Origin of the sequence: Rhodococcus sp. 1168 (assembly GCF_002091955.1) — a bacterium.
Classification (GTDB): Bacteria; Actinomycetota; Actinomycetes; order Mycobacteriales; family Mycobacteriaceae; genus Rhodococcoides.
Map to the genome: position 1 here is coordinate 165,224 of NZ_MKKY01000073.1, position 19,087 is coordinate 184,310.

Genomic DNA, 19,087 nt, shown 5'->3' on the forward strand with positions numbered 1-19,087 from the left:
AAACATCGTGCCAGTCACTGTCGTCTGCGGCCTACCTGTTCGGTGGCTAAAACGGACTTGAGAACAGCGGTAGGCTTCAGAGTGGTCTACGATGACGGGATGCTGACAACACTCAGAAAGTATGTCTCGGCCCGCTGACCCCAACGGTGGCCAACACCAGGCGCCGCCTGACCTGTTCGTCATGACCGCGGAGATTGCAACGCGGTACGCCGCAGAAATAGCGGTACATCGAGAACTGCTAGCCCATGTTGCCTCGACACGCGGTCCCACACGCTCCGATCCGCGATGGCCGGTGGACGACAACCCGATAGAGGGCCCGTCGCTGATAGATCCTGGCCTGAAAATTCACCTACGCCACAGTTATCAAGACGCCGGCAACCTCGGATCGTTCCCTGCAGGTTCGAATCCGGTGGCGGTCCGAATTCACGTACAAGCTTTCGCGGCGACCTATCCCGATCGCGCGGCCGCGGGCAGCGATCTCCTCGATGCTGTGACCGAGGTTGAAAGCGAAGCGTGGACCCGCGCGCTACTCGGCGAGTGGTGGGCCGACCATGCCTACGAGCTGGTGCGGAACCTTCACCCATCGGAACGCGAACGAGATAGCTTTTCGTTCAAGCAGCGGATTTATGTTGTGCTGCTCGGGCAGGATGGGGAACCCACGCTCGCCCCAGACAACTTCACTTTCAGGCGGCTATGGCCTGGAATCGGCTCTGCGCGCAAGATTGAGGCCCGGTCGGTTCCGCTGGCAGCGCACATCGAACGCGTCGGCTCCTTCTTCGAGACCGAGGGATTACGGGATCCGAACACCGACGCCGATGGGGGCTGGCGGGTCGAGTTCACCGGTCTCGACCCAGCCGAACTTACGGCTTCAGCCGGGGAGACTGCCCGACGTGTTATGCGCCTTGTTCGGGTGCGCGGGGTGATAGACAGTAAATTTCGTCCCACGCGCGTCCATATCGAAAAAAGCACTGCCCGTGTGTATTTCATGTGGTCCAAGAACCCGAACACGTTCGCGGTGTCGGTTCACTTACCGCAATCATTCGACGATCTTCCGGGCCCACCGGGCGACACGCCCGGCTCTCTGGTTTCCTGTACTTTCGAGAACTGGCAGGAAAACCTGCTGACCGGAATGTTGTTATGGGGCACACGTACACGAATGGACGACGGCGCCGTACATGTGTCGTGGCCGAAGGGCGGCCCCAGCCACGATCGCGCTTACTACGTCGCGGACGTACCGCAGCACGATAGGTCGGGAGTATGGCTTGCCAGGGCAGGGTTGAACATTGACAAGGCCGTTGCAGCAATGTCGTCGGGTCATGTCGCCGCGTGGCTGCAGGCATACGTCAACAACGCGGCCGGGCGGCCGTTCGTCGCCCACGCGGCAGCGAGATGGGCCGACTCCACCACCGCGGTCGTCGATGTACTCGAATCGGTACCGGACACGCCGAAGTCTGTGCTGACGAAACTGATTCACACAATCACCCACGTACTTGCCAATTCCGGCGCAAGGACCATCGAATTGCACTATGTCGACGATGCTTTCGCAGCCGTCGGGTACAAGGAACATCCCGATGCGGAAGGCAAGATGCACCTCGATGTCACCGCGATGTCATGACTTCGCAGCACTGTGACGACGCTGAGGCAGGCCTCGAAGATCAATCGAGAAGACGCATGGACAACCGTTTCAAAGAAGACCGACGCCTGGGGCTTCTCATCGCGGCCGTCACCACTCTTGTTCAAGCGGTCGCTCGACGCGATCGATGGCAGATCGCCCGTGAGAGCACGGGGCCTTTGCTGCGAGACTTGTTGGCCGGGCGGTACGACGACGTGTTCACTCTCGGCGTTCACGGTGAGCCCGGGCTCGAAGGGGTACCGATAGCTGTCGCAGACGATCGGATTGCTCTGGTCGTCGGGTCTATCCGCGCGTCGAGTGAATCAGGACCGATTCCGATCACAGCCGTCTTGGTCTCGCGCGACAGTCCACGGCGCTGGTTGGTCGCGGCTCTGAACTTCGATCTCGTTGCAGACCTGGAGTTTCAACACCAGGTTCAGTTCGGGATGTTCGACGAGGAGGCGGATCTCGCGGTTATCGCAGCACACGGACAACTCGACACCGAAGCAGCTGCCATCGACTGGGACGACCCCACCGTGGTCCTTCGGTCCGACGAAAAAGCCACATGGACAGTCGCAGACGCATTGAAGGAACTGGACCGGTTCGATCGGTCGGCGTGGAGCTGGCTGGCCGCTGATCGCATCACCTCCGGCGGTATCTACCTCCGAGCGAGGCATCCAGACTTGGTACGCGAATACCTGTAGGCCGAGAATTCTCGACAGATCAGGCTGCCTCGAACGACTTCGCTTGACCGGCTCGAATGCGGTGACGCGGCACTTGACCGCAGCCACCATAAGTACCTGACCACCGGATGCGCATTGCTTGACACCCACCACATCAGGCAGGACCAATACCGCACGTTCGGATACTGCACCTTCACCAGTCAAACCCGTCGGGCAGAGCAGTACAGTCCGAACGTGCCGACCATCGTTAGAAATCAACACACAGTTCCACGCTTCTACCTGAACAAGTTCGCCAACACCCAGAAGCAAATCGGAGTGGTCAAGCTACCCGGCCTCATCCGTATGACTCGTTCAACGAAGAGCACGACCGTCGCGCGCGACTTCTACAACGTCGAGCAAGACACGCAGCCCGTCGATTTCTTCGAGCGCGAGTTCGGACGAATCGAGGACGCCACCGCGAAGATCTTCCAGAAGATTGAGGTGGACCGAACGTGGCCGCTGAACCATGAGGACCGGTACTTCCTCGCCACCTTCATCGCGCTGCAGAATTTGCGCGGACCAAGTCAACGGAACCATCTAGGGCAGTTGTCCACAGCGATGAACCGCCTCGACATCGCCGCAGCCGGCCGCGACAACCTTGCCGAGTCAGCCCGAACACGCGGCATCGACGACCTCACCGAGAACGAGGCGGACACGCTGTGGCGTCTCGCGACTCAACCCGGGGTTGCCCCAACGGACGCGACGGCGCTAGCTCACATGCAGCAACTGACCGAGCTCCTTCCAGCGACAATCAAATACTTCCGCGGGCGGCCATGGTCTCTTATCAGATTTGAGACAAAGACTCTATTGACCTGCGACACACCTGTTTCCCTCATTCCACACCCGCGCGCCGACCCGAACATTGGCGTCGGGTTGAAGAACGCATGGGGCATCACGTTCCCACTTACCCGACACATCGGGCTACTGATGGGAAATCCGCAACCGATCATCGAGGCGGAGGTAGCGGTTGAGCATGTCTGGGCGGGAACGCTCGATACGATCCTCTCTCCCTCGACCAAGTGGGCGAGGCTGTTCAACGACACAACGATCAGCAATGCGCGGCACCATGTCCTGCATCATCCAGACGACGCGCATGTCGTCCCCGACGATCTTCCCCAACCGAACGAGGTGGAGGTCGACACCAGCGGGGTCGAAGAACTTATCGCCACCGTTCAGGCCATGCACCATTCGCGTCGTACAAGAACACCTGCCTCTACCCGAGACTCAGGAGATGACCGACAACCCGCAAGCTGATAGGTCCGGTTTCGACGGCTCGCGGCCCACACTCGGGGTACCGGGCTGCGCGTCGAATTCATGTGCGGATGTGAGCGGGCGCGCCATCATCCGCGATGGCGAAAAACGGATCCGCCCTTCCAACAAAGACCACGCGTAAGAATACTTTTGCGCAGCCAGCCTCTACCGATGCGAATATCCTTCTTCTAGTCGAAATTTCAGCATCAACGACTCGAAGTGCGGGGGCTCATTCGCTGTGTCCGGTCTGGTTCTGGATCAGCGGGGTCGGTACCGGGTTGAGTGATGCCGGGTAGCGACCACTGAGCGATCATGGTTCTTGGTAGTCAGCCTCCCAGGGATGCAGGCATTGAAGCGCCGATCCCCGCTGGGCTCGAACCGAACCACGAAGCAGTCGCGGTGCCAGATTCCATCGCCTGCAGCAACGTCTTTCGCAATTTGAACGACGCCTTCGCGTACGTTGCCTCCCATCCGTAAGTGCGGGACCCTGCCGGTGTGGGCCGGAAACGTTACAAGTCAGTTGCTGACTCTGCACGAGTTGGATGCGGAGTACTCGGCGAGGGTTGACTCGAGTCCCAGCCCTCGAGCGCCAGTACTTGCAACGTTCCAGTTGGGTGCAGCGGCGATAAGAGCCATATCCCTGTTCGGTTCAACTTTCCGGTACGGAGTCGGGCCATGTTTGCGCGTCCATCGGCACGTTGTGGCGTTGGCACCAGTCCTGGACGTGGTGCCGGTGGCGGCCGTCGAAGCCGACAGTGCGGACTCGTCCGTCGGGGGCGAGGAGGTCCGGTTCGATAAGGCCGAACATCTGCAGCTGGGCGGCGGCTTGATAGGTGTGTGCAAGCCGATCCTGCATCGTCGTGGTGGTGGACAGGTCGATCGCTTGTACGCGGGGGTTTGGCCTGTGCGCTTGCCGCAGCGCGTGGACGGATGAGTGTGTGTCTCCGGGTTGAAGTCGAACCGGTTTCGAGAAGGAGTTTGCGTCGGTGTCGACATCGACGAGCGAGGTCGTCATGGTGGCCGGTCCCCAGGTTCCGCACCGGTCACCAACCCAGTCGAGAAGGTGTGGGATGCAGGTGGTCAGGGCGTCGATGATCTCGTCGAGAGTAAGGGCCAAATAGTCGGTGGTGGTCTCGTCGCCGACTTTGATTGCTGCGATCCCCGATCCGTCGGCGTAGAGCGCGCGGTATGCCGAGGTGGCTCCAGGTTCGGCGACCTGTTTTTGTGTGCCGAGATGGGTTGCCACAAGTTGGGTGTATTCGACAAACCCCGGACCCGGGAAGGGGTAGTCGAGACTGTGCGCGTGTATTCCGATTACGCCGTCGGGGAACGAATGTCTGTTATTCCAGGCGGTGATCTCGCGGCGCGCGGACACTGTGAGTGTGTCGTCGACGGGTGCGTCGGGGCTCACGCACACCACCGCCCACACACCGTGCCCGCCGCGGTCGCGAAGTGTTCGGCTGGAGGTGTCCCAGAGCGCGTTCGCGCGACGGGTCCGGTCCGCCGCGCTCCGAATTCGGCGTGCGTACATGTCTGCCAGTTCTGCCTCGGTTAGGAAGCGTGTGTGGGCGTCGCCGACCGCGCGTACCGGAAACACCAATGCTGGTTTGTCTTTCGTACCGGTCTTGACTGCATGCGGGACCAGTGCGCTGGGCGGCACGACGGCGACGATGTACGAACCAGATTGTGCAGCAGGTACTTCGAACATATCGAACAGAGGTATCGGGGAGGTGCAGGTGCGGATGTCTTTTCGGTACTGCTCGACGTCGCGGGTGATGTCGGGGCGGTCGAGAGGGCTCATCCGACCTGTGACGTCGTTCCCTGTAGCAGCGTCCGTGACACCAAAGATGATCAAACCTCCGGTGCCGTTGGCAAGCGCGGCGATGTCTTTAGAACGCTCGTGTTGTTGTGTCCATTCGCCGGCTTGTTTCGCGGTGCGCGGGTGTGAGCCGAATGCCCCGGCCGCTTTGAACTCAACAAGTCCGGACTCGGCAGGGACTGCCTCGACCACGGCGCGAATGGAGGCCTCCGACAGGGAGTCGAGTTCCAGCGGGCCGCCGATGATCTGTTCCAGGGACTGTTCACGCCATATCGCCACGCGGATCACCGTAATCGGTCGTAAGACTCACAACGGCTGGTAGGTCGGTCCAGTCGCAAATTGAGGGATCTGCTGCCCGGGAGGCGTCGAGTAGGCGTTCTGAGCGTCTGGATGGTGGCCTATCCAGCCAGGTGGCTCAGGCATCGCAATAATGGAGTCATGGCCACCGGTGATGACGACGACCGTGACATCGCTGGTGCGATCCACGTGTACGTGGAAGAAGTTGCGCGGCAGGGGAGTTTGTTCGATTTCGGCATCGGCCTCATCGAGGCTGCGGTGCGCCCGGACCGTGCAGATCGAAGCAATAAGGACGTAGAGCTGGTGGCAGGTATTACGGTGAGTCTTTCTGCGGCCGCGTTCGCGTCCAAGATGCTTTGGCCGATACCGGGCCTTGACCGTGATCCGTGGCGAGCAGAGAGAGGTCGAGCGCTGCGAGAGAGGTTGAAAGTCGCCGATGATTCTCCGCTCAAGTCAAGGAGCGTCCGGGACTCACTCGAACACTTCGATGAGCGAATCGACCAGTTCGCTCGCGAGCCCTACAACGCCTTCGGCGCGTTTCACTGGATGGTCATGTCCAGCGCTCATGGTTTGGGCGAGTCGAACGCAATGCCGATTCTGCGGTATATCGACCCGACGACGTTGGTCGTCCGCTTGCCGGGTCGGACGCCGGTGGACGTTGGTGGCACTTCGGTGACAGTCGATCTGCGGGTGGTTGGTGAGGAATTCCTGAGAATTCGGGGTGTGGCAGGCGCTCACCATCGGTGATGTCGCCATCTGGCTTTGGTTTCGCAGGGTGAGGGTGGAGACCTTCGACTTCGGGCGCCGTTTCAAAAGAGATGAAGACCAATCACTGCCACGCCGTCCACAACGTCCCTAGTCAATACAACGAAGTTTGTCGGACCCAGCACCTATCGTTTGTTTCAGGGACGGGAGAAAGAAAAATCATGCATCCACTCAACGACGAGTTCGCCCAAGCAGTCCGCAACGTCAGCATCCACGGCGACAAACGCGACCGCGCGATTGCCGCACACACCGAAGTGCGGAATCTACTCGAAGCCGACCCCGAACTGGGGGGTGGGGCATCGACACCAGGCTCATCGGCTCCTACGCCCGCCAGACCGCCCGGTACCCGGGCAAGGACGTCGACGTCTTCCTGCGATTCAGGAATTTGTCTGTACGGCACAGCCCGGAGAAGATCTACAACGCCGTCGAACGGGTTCTAGTTGAGAAGTACGGTGTAAAGGGCGAAGACCCGGAAGGCCGGATCACTCGACAGTCGCGGTCACTGAAGATCGACTTCCCCGATCCCGAGGACCATTTCAGCGACGTCTCATTCGCGATCGACGCGGTACCTGCCGTGCCCTGGGACGACCACTGGGCAATCCCCAACCGCGACCGCGACCAGTGGGACAACGACGAGGGGCGCTGGATCAAGACCAACCCCGTACAGTTCGCCGATAACACCGACACATTGGCCACCGCGCCAACGAGTCCAACCGTCGGCGCAGTAAATGGCTACAGACCGATCGTGCGATTGCTGCGGCAGGTACGACACATCCATCTCGAGGGGCAGCGCCCCGGCGGGCTGTTCGTAGAGATCGCCGCCTATTACGACTGGAAACAAGGACTGGTCACCGGAACATCCTGGGCGGAACTTCTGGCCTCCACCATGGAACACGTCGCCCAACGACTGCTCGACAGCGCCCAGGACGGTTTGCCCGATCCCATTCTCGGTACGCCGCTCAAGCCTGCCCTCGACCCGTGGCAGTGGACATCGGCGGGTCAGACCTTCGAGCGCCTGGCCGGCGACGCGCGCGAGGCGCTCACCGCAGAGCGATGCCAGGCCGCCAAGCTATGGCGCGATATTTTAGGCACGAACGACCGCGGACAGATACTCCCGCTGCCCGATGGATGTGACGCGGCAGGCTTCGCCATCGGGTCCATCACCGCCGTCGACGCTCTGGGCAGCAACCAGCCTCGTGGTTTCGCCCTGAACCGCCTCCGCCAGCGCTGAGCTGACTTCCGTTGGACACCTACGACGACGCTGCGTTCGATAGGTTCTGCTCGGACCTGGTCAACGCCGGGTTTTCGCCCGGAGGAGACGAGCAGTACCCACGGTGGACGGGGCCGATTCGGCCGAGCCTGCAGCCCCTCACGGACAGCACCCGAATGCACATCCAGTTCTTTCCTGGGTGGCCACTGCGCTACGCACACGTATTCGTGCCTGGTCTACGAACCGAACACGATGCACAAGGCATGATCTGTCTGTGGGCCGAAGATGACCCAGCTCAGATAGACGGCCGCGAGCTCGGCAAACTATGGGGTCGTCTCGACCGGTGGGCCACCGGCGCCCGCGACGGGTTTCACGCCGAGGATCGAGCACTCGACGCGCACCGTCTCTACGACGGGCAGAGCACCTACCGAGCCGAATTACCCTTGCACGACTTGATCGTTCGCGGCACCAACGGTTTCATTGCCGCGCTGTCCGCGACCGTGCAACGTCAAACATTGCTCATCGAACACCGCATCCATCCAAATATGCACACGGTTGACAAGCCCGTTCTCACCGGCGCGTTCTACCTCCGCAACCACCTCACCCGACCACCGCGCACCCTCGATGACGTTCGGGCGGCACTGACCCGCCGGCAACGCACGAACCTCACCTACGGGCTGGCCAACAGATCAATCTCGCAGTTCCCTGAGCCGAGCGGCGGACACGACTTCATCGTGCTCGCCTGGCCGCGACACGATGACGACTACGACGCCGTCGTGCTCGGCATCACCGGCGACGGTGACACGCTGGGCACGGCGGCGTTGTCGGCCACATCCAACGACACACGGGCGCTGCGGAAACGCGCAGGCCCTGACGCTGAGCTGCTCGGCGGAACGACACTCCTGATAGCCGGTGCCGGATCTGTCGGCGGGCACGTCGCCGTCGCCGTGGCATCTAGCGGTGTGGGCGCGATACACCTACACGACAGCGATCACCTGACCACTGCCAACCTTGTTCGCCACGTCGGTACACCCCATTTCGTGGGTGCCACCAAGACAGAGGCGGTAGCCGCTGTCATCGAGCAACACGCACCCTGGACCGACGTGAGTCAGAACGCCGACCTACCGTACGACCCAGCCGGACTGCTCGCAGCGATCGAAACAGTCGACGTGGTCGTCGACTGCACAGGAATGCTGCCGATGACTGCAGCACTCGCGGAGGTGTGCCGTCGACGCGGGATTCCTCTAATAGCTGGTGCACTCTTCCATCACGGAATGATGGTCCGCGTGCAGCGACAAGCGGCCGGCGACACCCCGATTGCTGCGCGGCCGAAGGACCCTCGTTACCACGTACTGCCGCAGGATCTTTCGTCGTCGGGTATGGCGGGATTTCTAGAACTCGGATGCACCGCGCCGGTCAACAATGCCCCTCCCACCGCGGTCCTGACCGCCGCATCCGAAATTTCCAGCGCTGTGCTGGATTTGCTGACCGGGTGCCGCCTGCGACCCGACGAACGCGTTACGGTGCTCAGCCCGATGCCGCCACCATTCGATCGCCCCGGCGTATTGGACCCGCGGGACACACCGTGAACACCAGCATGCATTTGAGGATCACCGAGTCCGCCCGGAATACGATGGTCGACGCAGCGACGCGTGCGCACCCCGTCGAGACCGGAGGCATTCTGATCGGTGTCTATGCCGATGGACACCCTTGGATCGTGACCACCATCGAGATCGCGTCAACCGATCGCGGCCGGTCCCACTACTGGATTCCCGGCGGCGCCACACACACCGCCGTGCTGCGTGCACGAGCGATCGACGACAGGCTGGGATACCTCGGGGACTGGCACAGCCACCCTCGCGACGTGGGCCCGAGTACCACCGACCTGGCGTCGTTAGCGCTGTTCTCGATGACGAAACCGCGGGCGGCGAACCCCACGCAAATCGTGGTACGCAGAACCGACAACGGCTACACCTTGGACGCACGTCGTATGAGCACCTTCGCGCCCCGAATCTGCACCATCGGACTTACCGGCCCACTCCCGAGCGTCAGCGCAGCACCATTCGACCAGACCGCCGTCCTCACCACACCCGACACCGACTCGCCAGGAGCCCATCATGACCGCTAACGAAATGCCTAGTTCGAGTGGCGTCAGGATCGCCGGCGATCATTACCAGTGGCTTCACGCGTGGCGCGCCTGTATGGAAGCTCTACATCAAGATCTCACAAAGAACATGCACAATCCGATTGTCGCGGTTGGTGTCGAAGCACCCGGCGTCGGCAATGTCGACGATGTCGTCCGGTACCGAGCACAGCCCCCGAACGTCTACACACAAGTCAAGTACGCCGTTGACAACAAAATTGCAGTTGGGCTGTCCTACCTGGACGACGAGGGCATTCTCGGAAAGATGGTCACTGCACACAAGAACTTGACCGCCGACGGCACCGCCGTGGAGCTACGCCTGGCCACCAACCGCACCGGCGACCCTACCGACCTATTACTGCAGCAACGCGATGGGCGCGACAAACGCCTTCTGCCACGAGCAGCGGAAGGTGGCTCGAAGAGTGCCATGGGAAAGGCGCGGGCGTCGTGGGCAACTGCAGCCGGCACCAACGAAGCAGCCCTGTTGTCCTTCCTCGACGACTTCTACCTCGACATCGCGTACGACCTGCCTAGCTTGCGTAGCGATGTCGGACTCCTGATGACTGCCAACGGTTTGCGGTCCGACGAGAAATCGGTCGATTTGAGTTCCGACTGGGTTGCAAAGCAGGTCATCGCCGGACACCGCAACCTCACCCTCGACGACATCAAGGACGCCGTAACGGTACTGGGTCTGAACGCCGGGTCCCCATGGACGACCGTGTCGATCGCGACGATCAAGCACGACGACGTCGCCGACCAGGCTGCGGTCAGCATCGACTGGGTCGATCGGATCGCGGGGGAGAAGCACTGGAATCGGGTGGCGCCGACTCCGCCTCATACCTGGGCCGAGCTGGCTTCCGACATTGCCACCGTGCCCATGCAGCTCGGCGGCTCCCGGCGCATCCTCGTCGGCGGACACATGCGACAGGCCACCGGATTCACGGTGGGTGGAGTACTACGAAGCGTCCTGGGCTACGAAGTCGGCGTACGACAGAGCGACCAGATCTGGACCAGCGAAGAGACGACCACGCCGTTTCCTCTAAAAGTGACGGAAGAATCTGTCGATGCTGGGCCGGATATTGCGGTCATCGTCAACATTTCATACGACGCAGCTAGCCAGGCAACCGAATGGATCCGTCGGACCGAGCTGCCTGTCGCCACCATCGTGACGGCGTTCCCGTCGACGGGAACGGGTCCAAAAGTAGTTCCAACACCGGCGGCTGCGAACAGCCTCGCCGTCGAGATCCGCAATGTCGCTCGCCGCTACGCGAGCTCCAGAGCCTTGCACGTTTTCCTCGTAGGCCCACTCGGCCTCGCAGTTCTGATGGGCCACCACTGGAACCGCGTCACGACCACTCACGTATATGAGCACCTCGGTGGGCAGGACTACGTTCACGCATTCACCGTGGACGCGTAGACGCCCTTGACCGTTGGAGGCTCGCGAAGAATGTCAGAAGTGCCTTGTTAGTCGAGTTTCGATACAGACATCACAAATACAACGTCAAGACATCTTGACGGTGCGGTAACTGTCGTTTTGGCGGGGACTGTCTGAATAACGGTGGATCCGGTCCTTGGTTCGACACGCCGAGCTGAGCTTGGCGGGAAGGATCGACAATGACCGAAACACTGGATCCCATGGCAGCGACCGAGGTGGATCAGAAGCAGTTGGCCGAACAGCTCCTGGCTCAGGCGAAGGAGCAGGGTATCGAGTTGATGGGCCCGAACGGGTTGTTGAATCAGCTCACCAAGAACGTCCTGGAAACGGCGTTGGATGCGGAGATGACCGAGCACCTCGGCTACGAGAAAGACGATGCCGCCGGCCGCGGCAGCGGCAACTCCCGAAACGGCACCCGATCCAAGACAGTGCTGACCGAGATCGGACCGGTGGAAATCGAGGTACCCCGCGACCTCGATTCCTCGTTCGCACCGCAAATCGTCAAGAAACGCCAACGCCGCCTGACGGGCATCGACGAGATCGTATTGTCCTTGACGGCAAAGGGTTTGACGACTGGTGAGGTGTCCGCGCACTTCCAGGACATCTATGGCGCGAAGGTATCGAAGGACACCATCTCGCGCATCACCGACAAGGTTGTCGGGGAGATGACCGACTGGCAGAACCGGCCACTCGAGCGCGTGTATCCGGTGATGTTCATCGATGCTGTGCACGTGAAAGTGCGGGACGGTCAGGTCACGAACCGGCCGATGTATGTCGCGATCGGTGTCACCGTCAACGGTGAACGCGACATCCTCGGGATCTGGGCCGGCGATGGCGGTGAAGGCGCAAAATTCTGGCTCTCGGTGCTCACCGAGATCAAGAACCGAGGTGTCGCCGATGTCTGCATCGTGGTGTGCGACGGACTCAAGGGATTGCCGGATGCGATCAACACCGTATGGGAGTTGGCGGTGGTGCAGACATGCATTATTCGTTTGATACGCAACACCTTTCGGTTCGCATCACGGAAGTATTGGGACGAGATGGCTCGTGACCTACGGCCGGTCTATACCGCTCCGTCGGAGTCTGCGGCGAAGGAACGATTCACCGAATTCACGACGAAATGGGGTCAGCAGTACCCGGCGATCATCAGGATGTGGGACAACGCGTGGAGCGAGTTCGTTCCGTTCCTGGACTACGACGTCGAGATCAGGCGGGTGATCTGCTCGACCAATGCGATCGAGTCCGTCAACGCTCGCTACCGGCGTGCTGTGCGGGCGCGTGGGCACTTCCCCACGGAGCAGGCAGCACTCAAGTGTTTGTATCTGGCCACGCGTGCGCTGGACCCCACCGGGAAAGGTAAGGCACGATGGGCGATGAGGTGGAAGCCAGCGCTCAACGCGTTCGCGATCACCTTCGAAGGACGCATCACCCCGAACGGTAACTAACCGACACCGAGGTCGGATCCACCGTTAATCTGACACTCCCTTTCGGCGCTCTCGCCGCCCGACCCTTTGCTGGGTGGTGGGGACGAGGGTCTGCGTTGCCAGACCCTCGGCAGGGTGTTCGTCATCGTGCGGGGGCTGTTATGAAGTCTTCAAGACCGTGACGCCCCAGCTGAAGCCTGAACCTGCGGTCGCAACAACGATCAGTTCACCTGATTGGAGTGCGTTGTCCATCTCGAGGCCCTCCAGTGCGAGCAGTGGATCTGCACCGCCGAGGTGTCCGTCGGAGTCGTAGTTGAAGACCGTGCGGTTGTGCTCGACCCCGAGAGCTTCGAGGTAGTCGATGTGCAGGTCTATGTTGCCGTGTGTGACCAGGAAGTACGCGACGTCAGCGACTGTATGACCAGCTTGTGTCAGTGCGGCTGCCGTGAGTTCGGTGAAGTTCTGTGTGAATGCCTCAGCCAGGCCGTCGGCCTTGGGTCCGCGTTTGATCGTAATTTGGTCACCCTCGGCGCTGCCGTAATACGAGTCGACCCACGTGGGGTCGGTACGCATTGCCGATCCAATAATTTGGTATCGACAATCGGTGTCCGAGACGAGCACGGCCGCGGCTGCGTCGGCGAAGTTGAACAGTTCGATGAGGTCGCCGGATCGGTCGACCAGCTGGCTGAGCCGGTCGGCGATGACCACCAGGGCGGGCCGACCTGTCGATCGCGTCTGCTTGTCTGCAATGGTGAGGGCCAAGAAGCCGGCATTGCAGAAGTTCGATATTTCGTAGCAGATAGCGTTGGGTATGGACAGTTCAGCGGCGATTTTTGCGGCCGGGGACCAGAACGGAACACCCCAGTCCGCCGATCCTGCATAGATGACCGTACCGATGTCGGATGGGTCGATGTTGTTCCGTTGCAACAGTTTTATTGCTGCATCGCTGCCTAGACCCCAAGGGCTCTGCTCCTCTCCGAGAACGGATAGCTGTCCGGAGCGAATGACTTTGGCGACTTTGTCACGGGTCATGTCTGGGTGGGTCAGGAACTCCTCGATGGCGACTTTCGAGTTGGGTAGTTCGACGGTGAAATCGACGATTCCCATGATGGCCTTTCTGAGTGTCGGGTGGGCCCTGAACGTTCGATGAGACGAGTGTCAAATCTGTACGGCGACCTCGGTCAGATCCGCTGACAGTGCCCATAGGCGGGCGGCTTGGTCGCTGTCGCAGGCGTAGTCCCGTACTCCGGTGGGCTCGTCGAGTGGCTCGGTGGCAACCTCGGCGACGTTGCAGTCCTCGCAGTACAGTCCTCCGAGGTCGTTCAACTGTTTTGACGTGGCTGCCCATGTTGCAGTTGCCGCTCCTTGCTGGGGTGTTTTGAAGCCCGGGTCGGCCCCGGTTCCGTCGGCGTGGATCCAACCGAAGTCGATCATTTCGTCGGTCGTCAGGTGGCGTTGCAGCGGTGTCAGTATTTTGCCTGGGTGCAGCGAGAAGGCTCGGACACCGTACGGTGCACCGATACGGTCGAGGTGCAGTGCGAACAGCGCGTTCGCTGTTTTGGATTGTCCGTAGGCCAGCCATTTGTCGTATCCCTGGTCGAATTGAGGATCGTCCCATCGGATAGGTGAGTTGTGGTGGCCTGCTGAGGACACCGAGATCAAGCGCGCTCCGTCCGCCGCGATCAGTGCGGGCATCAATTCGTTGGCGAGGGCGAAGTGTCCTAGGTGGTTGATTGCGAATTGAGACTCCCACCGTTGTCCCAAGCGAAGTTCGGGGGAGGCCATGACGCCGGCATTGCCGATGACGATGTCGATCGGTCGACTGCCGGAGGTTACGGTGTCGGCAAATGCTCGCACACTTGCCAAGTCGGCAAGGTCCATTGTCCCGACCTCGATTCTTGGCAGATCAGCGGTCGCTGCTCGTGCGGCGTCGGGGCGTCGTGCGGGAATGATGACGGTGGCGCCGGAGGTGGCCAGAGCGCGCGTGATCTCGAGTCCCAGGCCGGAGTATCCGCCTGTCACGACCGCTGTTTTGCCTGTCAGTTCGGCGTCGGCGACAACGTCCGCGGCGGTGCTGTGGAAGTTGAATGATGACTCGATGGGGTGTTGGTCGATGGTCACGGCTTTTTCAGGTCCTTTCGGGTCGAGATCTGATGCGATAGCAGTCGATGGGGTGCGGGGAGCACGCAAGTCATGTGTATTCGATGACGGCGTGAGGAATATAGGGCGCTTCGAGCCGGCGGCGGTCGTTGTCGGTCAGCTCGATGTCGAGGGCTGCGACCGCGTCGTCGAGGTGATGAGGGGAGGTGGCACCAACGATGGGAGCTGTGACCGTGGGTTGGTGCAGCAGCCAGGAAAGTGCGATCTGCGCTGCCGGGAGGGAGCGTTCGGCAGCTATGGCGTGGACGGTTTTCGCGACCAGACGGTCCGCGATCTCGGAGGCTCCGTACAACCACTTCTGAATGGGGTCGCTGGCGGTACGTGCGGACGTCTCGTCCCAGTCGCGGGTGAGGCGTCCTCGCGCGAGAGGGCTCCAAGGTGTGACGCCGATTCCTTCGTCGGCGCAGTAGGACAGCATCTCGCGCTCTTCCTCGCGGTTGATGAGGTTGTAGTGGTTTTGCATGCTGATGAACCGGGTCCAACCGCCGATGTCGGCGGTGTACTGGGCTTTGACGAATTGCCATGTGTGCATCGATGAGGCGCCGATGTAGCGGACTTTTCCGGCTCGCACGATGTCGTCGAGAGCTCGCATCGTTTCTTCGATGGGTGTGGTGTAGTCCCAACGGTGCACGATGTAGAGATCGATGTAGTCGGTGCCGAGGCGGCGCAGACTTGCATCGATTTCCTGGTGGATGGCTCGGCGGGAGAGACCTCCGGACAGTGGCTGTCCGGTCATCGATTCGTACACTTTGGTTGCAATGACCACCTCCTCACGCGAAGTCATCTTCTTCAACGCTGCTCCGAGAATGTGCTCGCTCGATCCCAGGGAGTAGATGTTGGCGGTATCGAAGAAGTTGATGCCGAGATCGAGAGCTTGCGCGATGAACTTCTCGCTCTGTTCCGCTGGCAGGGTCCAGGGGTGACTTCCTTGTAGTGGATCGCCGTAGCTCATGCAGCCCAACGCGATTCGTGAGACGTTGAGCCCTGAAGTTCCCAATCTTCGATAGTGCATCGATGTTGTCCTTTCGCCTGAATCACTAGTCCGAACCTGAACGGATCAGGACTGCAGTTCGGTCAACCGGCCCCATGATGTATCTGTGGTGTCGAGCGGGATATCGAGACTTGCCAGGTACATCGCGGTCATTGCGCAGTGCCCGGCCAGATGGGTGGCGTCCGCGATTTCGCGTTCGGACAGGAACTCTCTGAGCTTCCAGAAAGTGCGGTCTGATGCTTTGTGGTCGACGGTGCAGTCGGTGACGTAGTCGACGATCGCGGCGCGTCTTGGTTCGAGGCGATCGAGTGCAGCTGTCTCTATGTCGCTGATGTCGGTGTCGGTCAGCCCTGCACCTCGGGCGAGGGGGTAGTGCAACATTTTTTCGAAGTCGCTATCGAGTAGGTGGGCCACACGTAGAACGATCACTTCGCGGTCGACGATGTCGAGAGCGCCGACGGTGAACGATGCACCCAGCGCAAGGTGGGGCGCAGCCGATCCTGCGGTGAGTAGGAGAGCGCGGGTGAGGTTGGATTGGAAGCGTTCGTAGACGGCAGCTTCGTCGGTGGTCATGGTGGCGGGATCGGAGAGGGTTACACGCGTTGTCATGGTGGGCCTTTCGTTCGAGTCGTGGAGTTGGTTATGAAGCGATCAAGCGGTGGCACTGAGGGATGTGGCTGTGCCCGGGAGGGTGTTGCGTTTGGTCGAGAGAGGCGGGTAAAGAGCGGCGCAGATTGCAGTGACGGCGGCGGTTGCGTCCGCTGGAAGGGCGAATGTGTCTTCGACGTGTCCGTCGGGTCTGGCGACGATCACGTGTGGCGCCTCGGTCAGGTACGGGGTCAGACCGCCGGCCGGGTTGCCGCCGAGGTCGTGCACCGTGGTGTCGGGTCGTGCAGCGCGTACGGCCTCGGTCAGTGCGCACCACTCTGCATGGTGGTAGCTGTGGCCGGGCCACAGCAGAATTGTGTGGCGATCGACGGCCAGGACCGGCGCGGTGGGTGTGTGGCGCCACCCGAGTGGTAGTCGTTGCCCGCGGATCAGTGCAGATTTGCTGCGTGGGCGCCGGCCGTAGTGCGTGTCGATCTGAGCTAGCTTCGGCGCCAACATCGATTCGAGAGTGCCTGTGGCGGAACCGAGCCGATACAGGGTGTCGCGAATAGCTATTTTCGGACGCGATGAGTACAGACTGATGTGTGCCAACTGAGTGGAGAGCCCCGAAACGGCAGCGACCGCTGGGCGGCGTTCGGTGTCGTAGCTGTCGAGGAGTTCTGGTGGATAGTCTCCGCGGGCTACCCCGGCGAGCTTCCATCCGAGGTTGACCGCGTCTTGAAGGCCGGTGTTGAGTCCCTGTGCTCCGGAGGGACTCATTGCGTGGGCTGCGTCCCCCGCGAGGAATACTCGTCCCCGGCGGAACGTGCTGGCGGTCCTGATGTTGGCGGTGAAGACACCGCTGAAGTTCATCTGTCCGAGCCTCTTGCGCCCTGGAACACGCTGTTTCAGAAGCGTTTCGAAGAACTCCCGGTCCGGTACGGGTCCGCTCGTGCCCGCAGGAACACTTGCGCCGACACGGAATATTCCGTCACCCAAAGGTGCGAGAACCATGTTGCCGTGCCGGGTGAGGTAGTAGGCGGCTTCACTGGTGGTGTGCTCACCGATGAGTTCGGCGTCGGTGATGGCCAGCTTGGTCTCCAAGGCGTGGCCCGCGAAGTCGAATCCGAACCGTGCGCGGACAGAGCTGGCGTATCCGTCGGACCCGACGACCCAGTCGAAGCGCTCGGCGCTGGTGTGTCCGTCGTGGCTGATACGCGCGGTGACCATGTTGGCCGTTTGCGCGCCGTCGACGAGCTCGCGGCCGTACAGCACGGTTCCCCCGAGTGCCGTCAGATGCGATTCGAGGATGGACTCGGTCTTCCATTGGGGAATGGTGATTGCAAACGGATAACCCACTGCCGGGAGACGATCGAACCGGATGAGGCCGATCCGCTTCTTTTCGGAGTAGTAGTTCATCTGGTCGAAATAGTGACCGTGTGCCACAAGCGTCTCGGCGACGCCGATGCGGTCCAACAGCTCGAGAATCCGTGGCCAGAGGATCGTCGCGCGTGAGTGCGGCCCGACGCGGCGGTCCTTGGATATGACGGTGACCTCGGCGCCACCGATGATCAGTTCACAGGCCAGGGCCAAACCGACGGGCCCTGCACCGACAACGAGAACCGACGGACGGCCCGCAATGGCATCGGTGGGCGCCGTTGGCAGCGTCTGCGTGGCGCTCACGCCGGCACCGGTTCGAGTCTGCGCGCAACTGCGGGCGTCGAGAACCGATCTTCGACGGCCTGAAGGAACTTGACTGTATGACCCAAGGTCATGTGGTGGTCGATTGCGTTCTGGTCGTCCCATTCCTCGATGAGAATCATCCCGTTGTCATCAGCGGCCGTGGTGTAGAGATCGAAGATCAGGCATCCCGGTTCCGCGCGGGTAGCGAGAACGAGGTCGGTGAAGGCGTCGACAACTGTCTGTTTTTCGCCGGGTGCGGCGACGAAGTCGACGATGATGTGGATGCTCATGGGAGGAGTCCTTTCGGTTGATCGGCGACCGTGCCGGGGACGAGTGTCATCTCCGGCCGCGGGAGGATCGTTTCGGTTCCTGTACTGGTCCAGGTGCGGTGACAGTCCGCGACGGTGGATCCGATGTTCTCGAGCCGCAGCGACAGATCTCGTCCCCCTGACAGGGCGACATGTACGGATACGGCGCCGCAGGTACCGATGAGATCGTTCGATACAGAGGGCGCCGATGCCAGCAGTTCACGCAGTACACCGCCGTGGGTGACCGCAAGTACCGGTTTGCTGGTTGCGTTGTGTTCGCGATGGATCTGCACGATGGCACTGGCCAACCGCCATCGGACCGCAGTGCGGGTTTCGCCTCCTGCGGGCGCGTAGTTGGCGTCGCCGAGTAGCCGGTTCATCCCTTCTGGGTCCAGACGCGCGTAGCCGGCCTTGTCGAGTCCGTCGAGCACGCCCAGGTCACGTTCGATCAGCTCCGTCAAGGTGGTGGGATGTCGTTGGCTCTGTCCTACGATTTGAGCGGTATGGCAACTTCTCACCATGGGGGACGCGTACACCGCCCCCCATGCCTGCGCCGGCAGTTCGAGGGTCGCGGCGAGCGCTGCACGACGACCACGTTCGTCCAACGGAGGGTCGAGTCGGGACTGAAATTTGTTCGCCGCGTTCAGCGCTGTCTCTGCGTGCCGCATGAGGACCAGCC

The 19,087-nt window shown here is 61.3% G+C and carries 17 protein-coding genes; 9 read left to right on the forward strand and 8 right to left on the reverse strand.

The genetic code is table 11. The annotated features are described in order from the left end of the window. Nucleotides 1–121 precede the first annotated feature (121 nt). The 3 genes from BJI47_RS16930 to BJI47_RS16940 all read left to right on the forward strand — a co-directional run bounded on the left by BJI47_RS16930 (nt 122) and on the right by BJI47_RS16940 (nt 3,588). Nucleotides 122–1,615, forward strand: coding sequence for a hypothetical protein (locus tag BJI47_RS16930; RefSeq protein WP_254900650.1), 1,494 nt, complete (start codon nt 122–124; stop codon nt 1,613–1,615). After that, on the forward strand, nt 1,612–2,316 hold the full coding sequence (locus BJI47_RS16935) for a hypothetical protein (protein ID WP_254900651.1): 705 nt from the start codon (nt 1,612–1,614) through the stop codon (nt 2,314–2,316). The genes BJI47_RS16930 and BJI47_RS16935 overlap by 4 nt, the downstream gene beginning before the upstream one ends. Before the next feature lie 213 nt (nt 2,317–2,529). After that, a complete protein-coding gene (locus tag BJI47_RS16940) occupies nt 2,530–3,588 on the forward strand; it encodes a DUF4238 domain-containing protein (RefSeq protein WP_176224919.1) in 1,059 nt (352 codons plus the stop codon). A 646-nt stretch (nt 3,589–4,234) separates the two neighbouring features. Here BJI47_RS16940 and BJI47_RS16945 read toward each other — a convergent pair. Beyond that, nucleotides 4,235–5,683 (reverse strand): ATP-binding protein, encoded by a 1,449-nt coding sequence (locus BJI47_RS16945; protein ID WP_176224920.1) that lies wholly within the window; start codon nt 5,681–5,683, stop codon nt 4,235–4,237. 159 nt (nt 5,684–5,842) lie between these two features. On the opposite strand from BJI47_RS16945, the gene BJI47_RS16950 reads away from it, so the two are divergent. The 6 genes from BJI47_RS16950 to BJI47_RS16975 all read left to right on the forward strand — a co-directional run bounded on the left by BJI47_RS16950 (nt 5,843) and on the right by BJI47_RS16975 (nt 12,699). Next, complete coding sequence (locus tag BJI47_RS16950; protein ID WP_088944802.1) at nt 5,843–6,448, forward strand: hypothetical protein; 606 nt, start codon at nt 5,843–5,845, stop codon at nt 6,446–6,448. 403 nt (nt 6,449–6,851) lie between these two features. Further along, nucleotides 6,852–7,697 carry a nucleotidyltransferase gene (locus BJI47_RS16955; protein ID WP_217808551.1) on the forward strand — a complete coding sequence of 282 codons (846 nt, stop codon included), beginning with the start codon at nt 6,852–6,854 and terminating at the stop codon, nt 7,695–7,697. An 11-nt stretch (nt 7,698–7,708) separates the two neighbouring features. Further along, nucleotides 7,709–9,265 (forward strand): ThiF family adenylyltransferase, encoded by a 1,557-nt coding sequence (locus BJI47_RS16960; protein ID WP_088944803.1) that lies wholly within the window; start codon nt 7,709–7,711, stop codon nt 9,263–9,265. After that, on the forward strand, nt 9,262–9,804 hold the full coding sequence (locus BJI47_RS16965; protein WP_125458741.1) for a Mov34/MPN/PAD-1 family protein: 543 nt from the start codon (nt 9,262–9,264) through the stop codon (nt 9,802–9,804). Before BJI47_RS16960 ends, BJI47_RS16965 begins: the two co-directional genes overlap by 4 nt. After that, entirely contained in the window at nt 9,794–11,236 is a 1,443-nt protein-coding gene (locus BJI47_RS16970) for an SAVED domain-containing protein (RefSeq protein WP_088944804.1), read from the forward strand. The genes BJI47_RS16965 and BJI47_RS16970 overlap by 11 nt, the downstream gene beginning before the upstream one ends. 218 nt (nt 11,237–11,454) lie before the next feature. Then, entirely contained in the window at nt 11,455–12,699 is a 1,245-nt protein-coding gene (locus BJI47_RS16975) for an IS256 family transposase (protein ID WP_254900656.1), read from the forward strand. 138 nt (nt 12,700–12,837) lie between these two features. Here BJI47_RS16975 and BJI47_RS16980 read toward each other — a convergent pair whose 3' ends face one another. From BJI47_RS16980 to BJI47_RS17010, 7 genes are all read right to left on the reverse strand, one after another. Continuing rightward, nucleotides 12,838–13,785, reverse strand: a complete 948-nt coding sequence (locus tag BJI47_RS16980) for a 3-oxoacyl-[acyl-carrier-protein] synthase III C-terminal domain-containing protein (protein ID WP_088944806.1) — start codon at nt 13,783–13,785, stop codon at nt 12,838–12,840. A 51-nt stretch (nt 13,786–13,836) separates the two neighbouring features. Continuing rightward, nucleotides 13,837–14,799, reverse strand: coding sequence for an oxidoreductase (locus BJI47_RS16985; protein WP_088944863.1), 963 nt, complete (start codon nt 14,797–14,799; stop codon nt 13,837–13,839). A 70-nt stretch (nt 14,800–14,869) separates the two neighbouring features. Then, nucleotides 14,870–15,850, reverse strand: coding sequence for an aldo/keto reductase (locus BJI47_RS16990; protein WP_088944807.1), 981 nt, complete (start codon nt 15,848–15,850; stop codon nt 14,870–14,872). Between the two features lie 45 nt (nt 15,851–15,895). After that, complete coding sequence (locus BJI47_RS16995) at nt 15,896–16,438, reverse strand: carboxymuconolactone decarboxylase family protein (RefSeq protein ID WP_088944808.1); 543 nt, start codon at nt 16,436–16,438, stop codon at nt 15,896–15,898. A 42-nt stretch (nt 16,439–16,480) separates the two neighbouring features. Then, a complete protein-coding gene (locus BJI47_RS17000) occupies nt 16,481–18,100 on the reverse strand; it encodes an FAD-dependent monooxygenase (RefSeq protein ID WP_176224921.1) in 1,620 nt (539 codons plus the stop codon). Beyond that, nucleotides 18,097–18,390, reverse strand: a complete 294-nt coding sequence (locus tag BJI47_RS17005) for a putative quinol monooxygenase (RefSeq protein ID WP_088944810.1) — start codon at nt 18,388–18,390, stop codon at nt 18,097–18,099. The genes BJI47_RS17000 and BJI47_RS17005 overlap by 4 nt, the downstream gene beginning before the upstream one ends. Continuing rightward, the gene (locus tag BJI47_RS17010; RefSeq protein ID WP_176224922.1) at nt 18,387–19,076 is read right to left on the reverse strand and encodes a histidine phosphatase family protein; all 690 of its coding nucleotides are present in this window, start codon (nt 19,074–19,076) and stop codon (nt 18,387–18,389) included. The genes BJI47_RS17005 and BJI47_RS17010 overlap by 4 nt, the downstream gene beginning before the upstream one ends. Nucleotides 19,077–19,087: the final 11 nt, after the last annotated feature.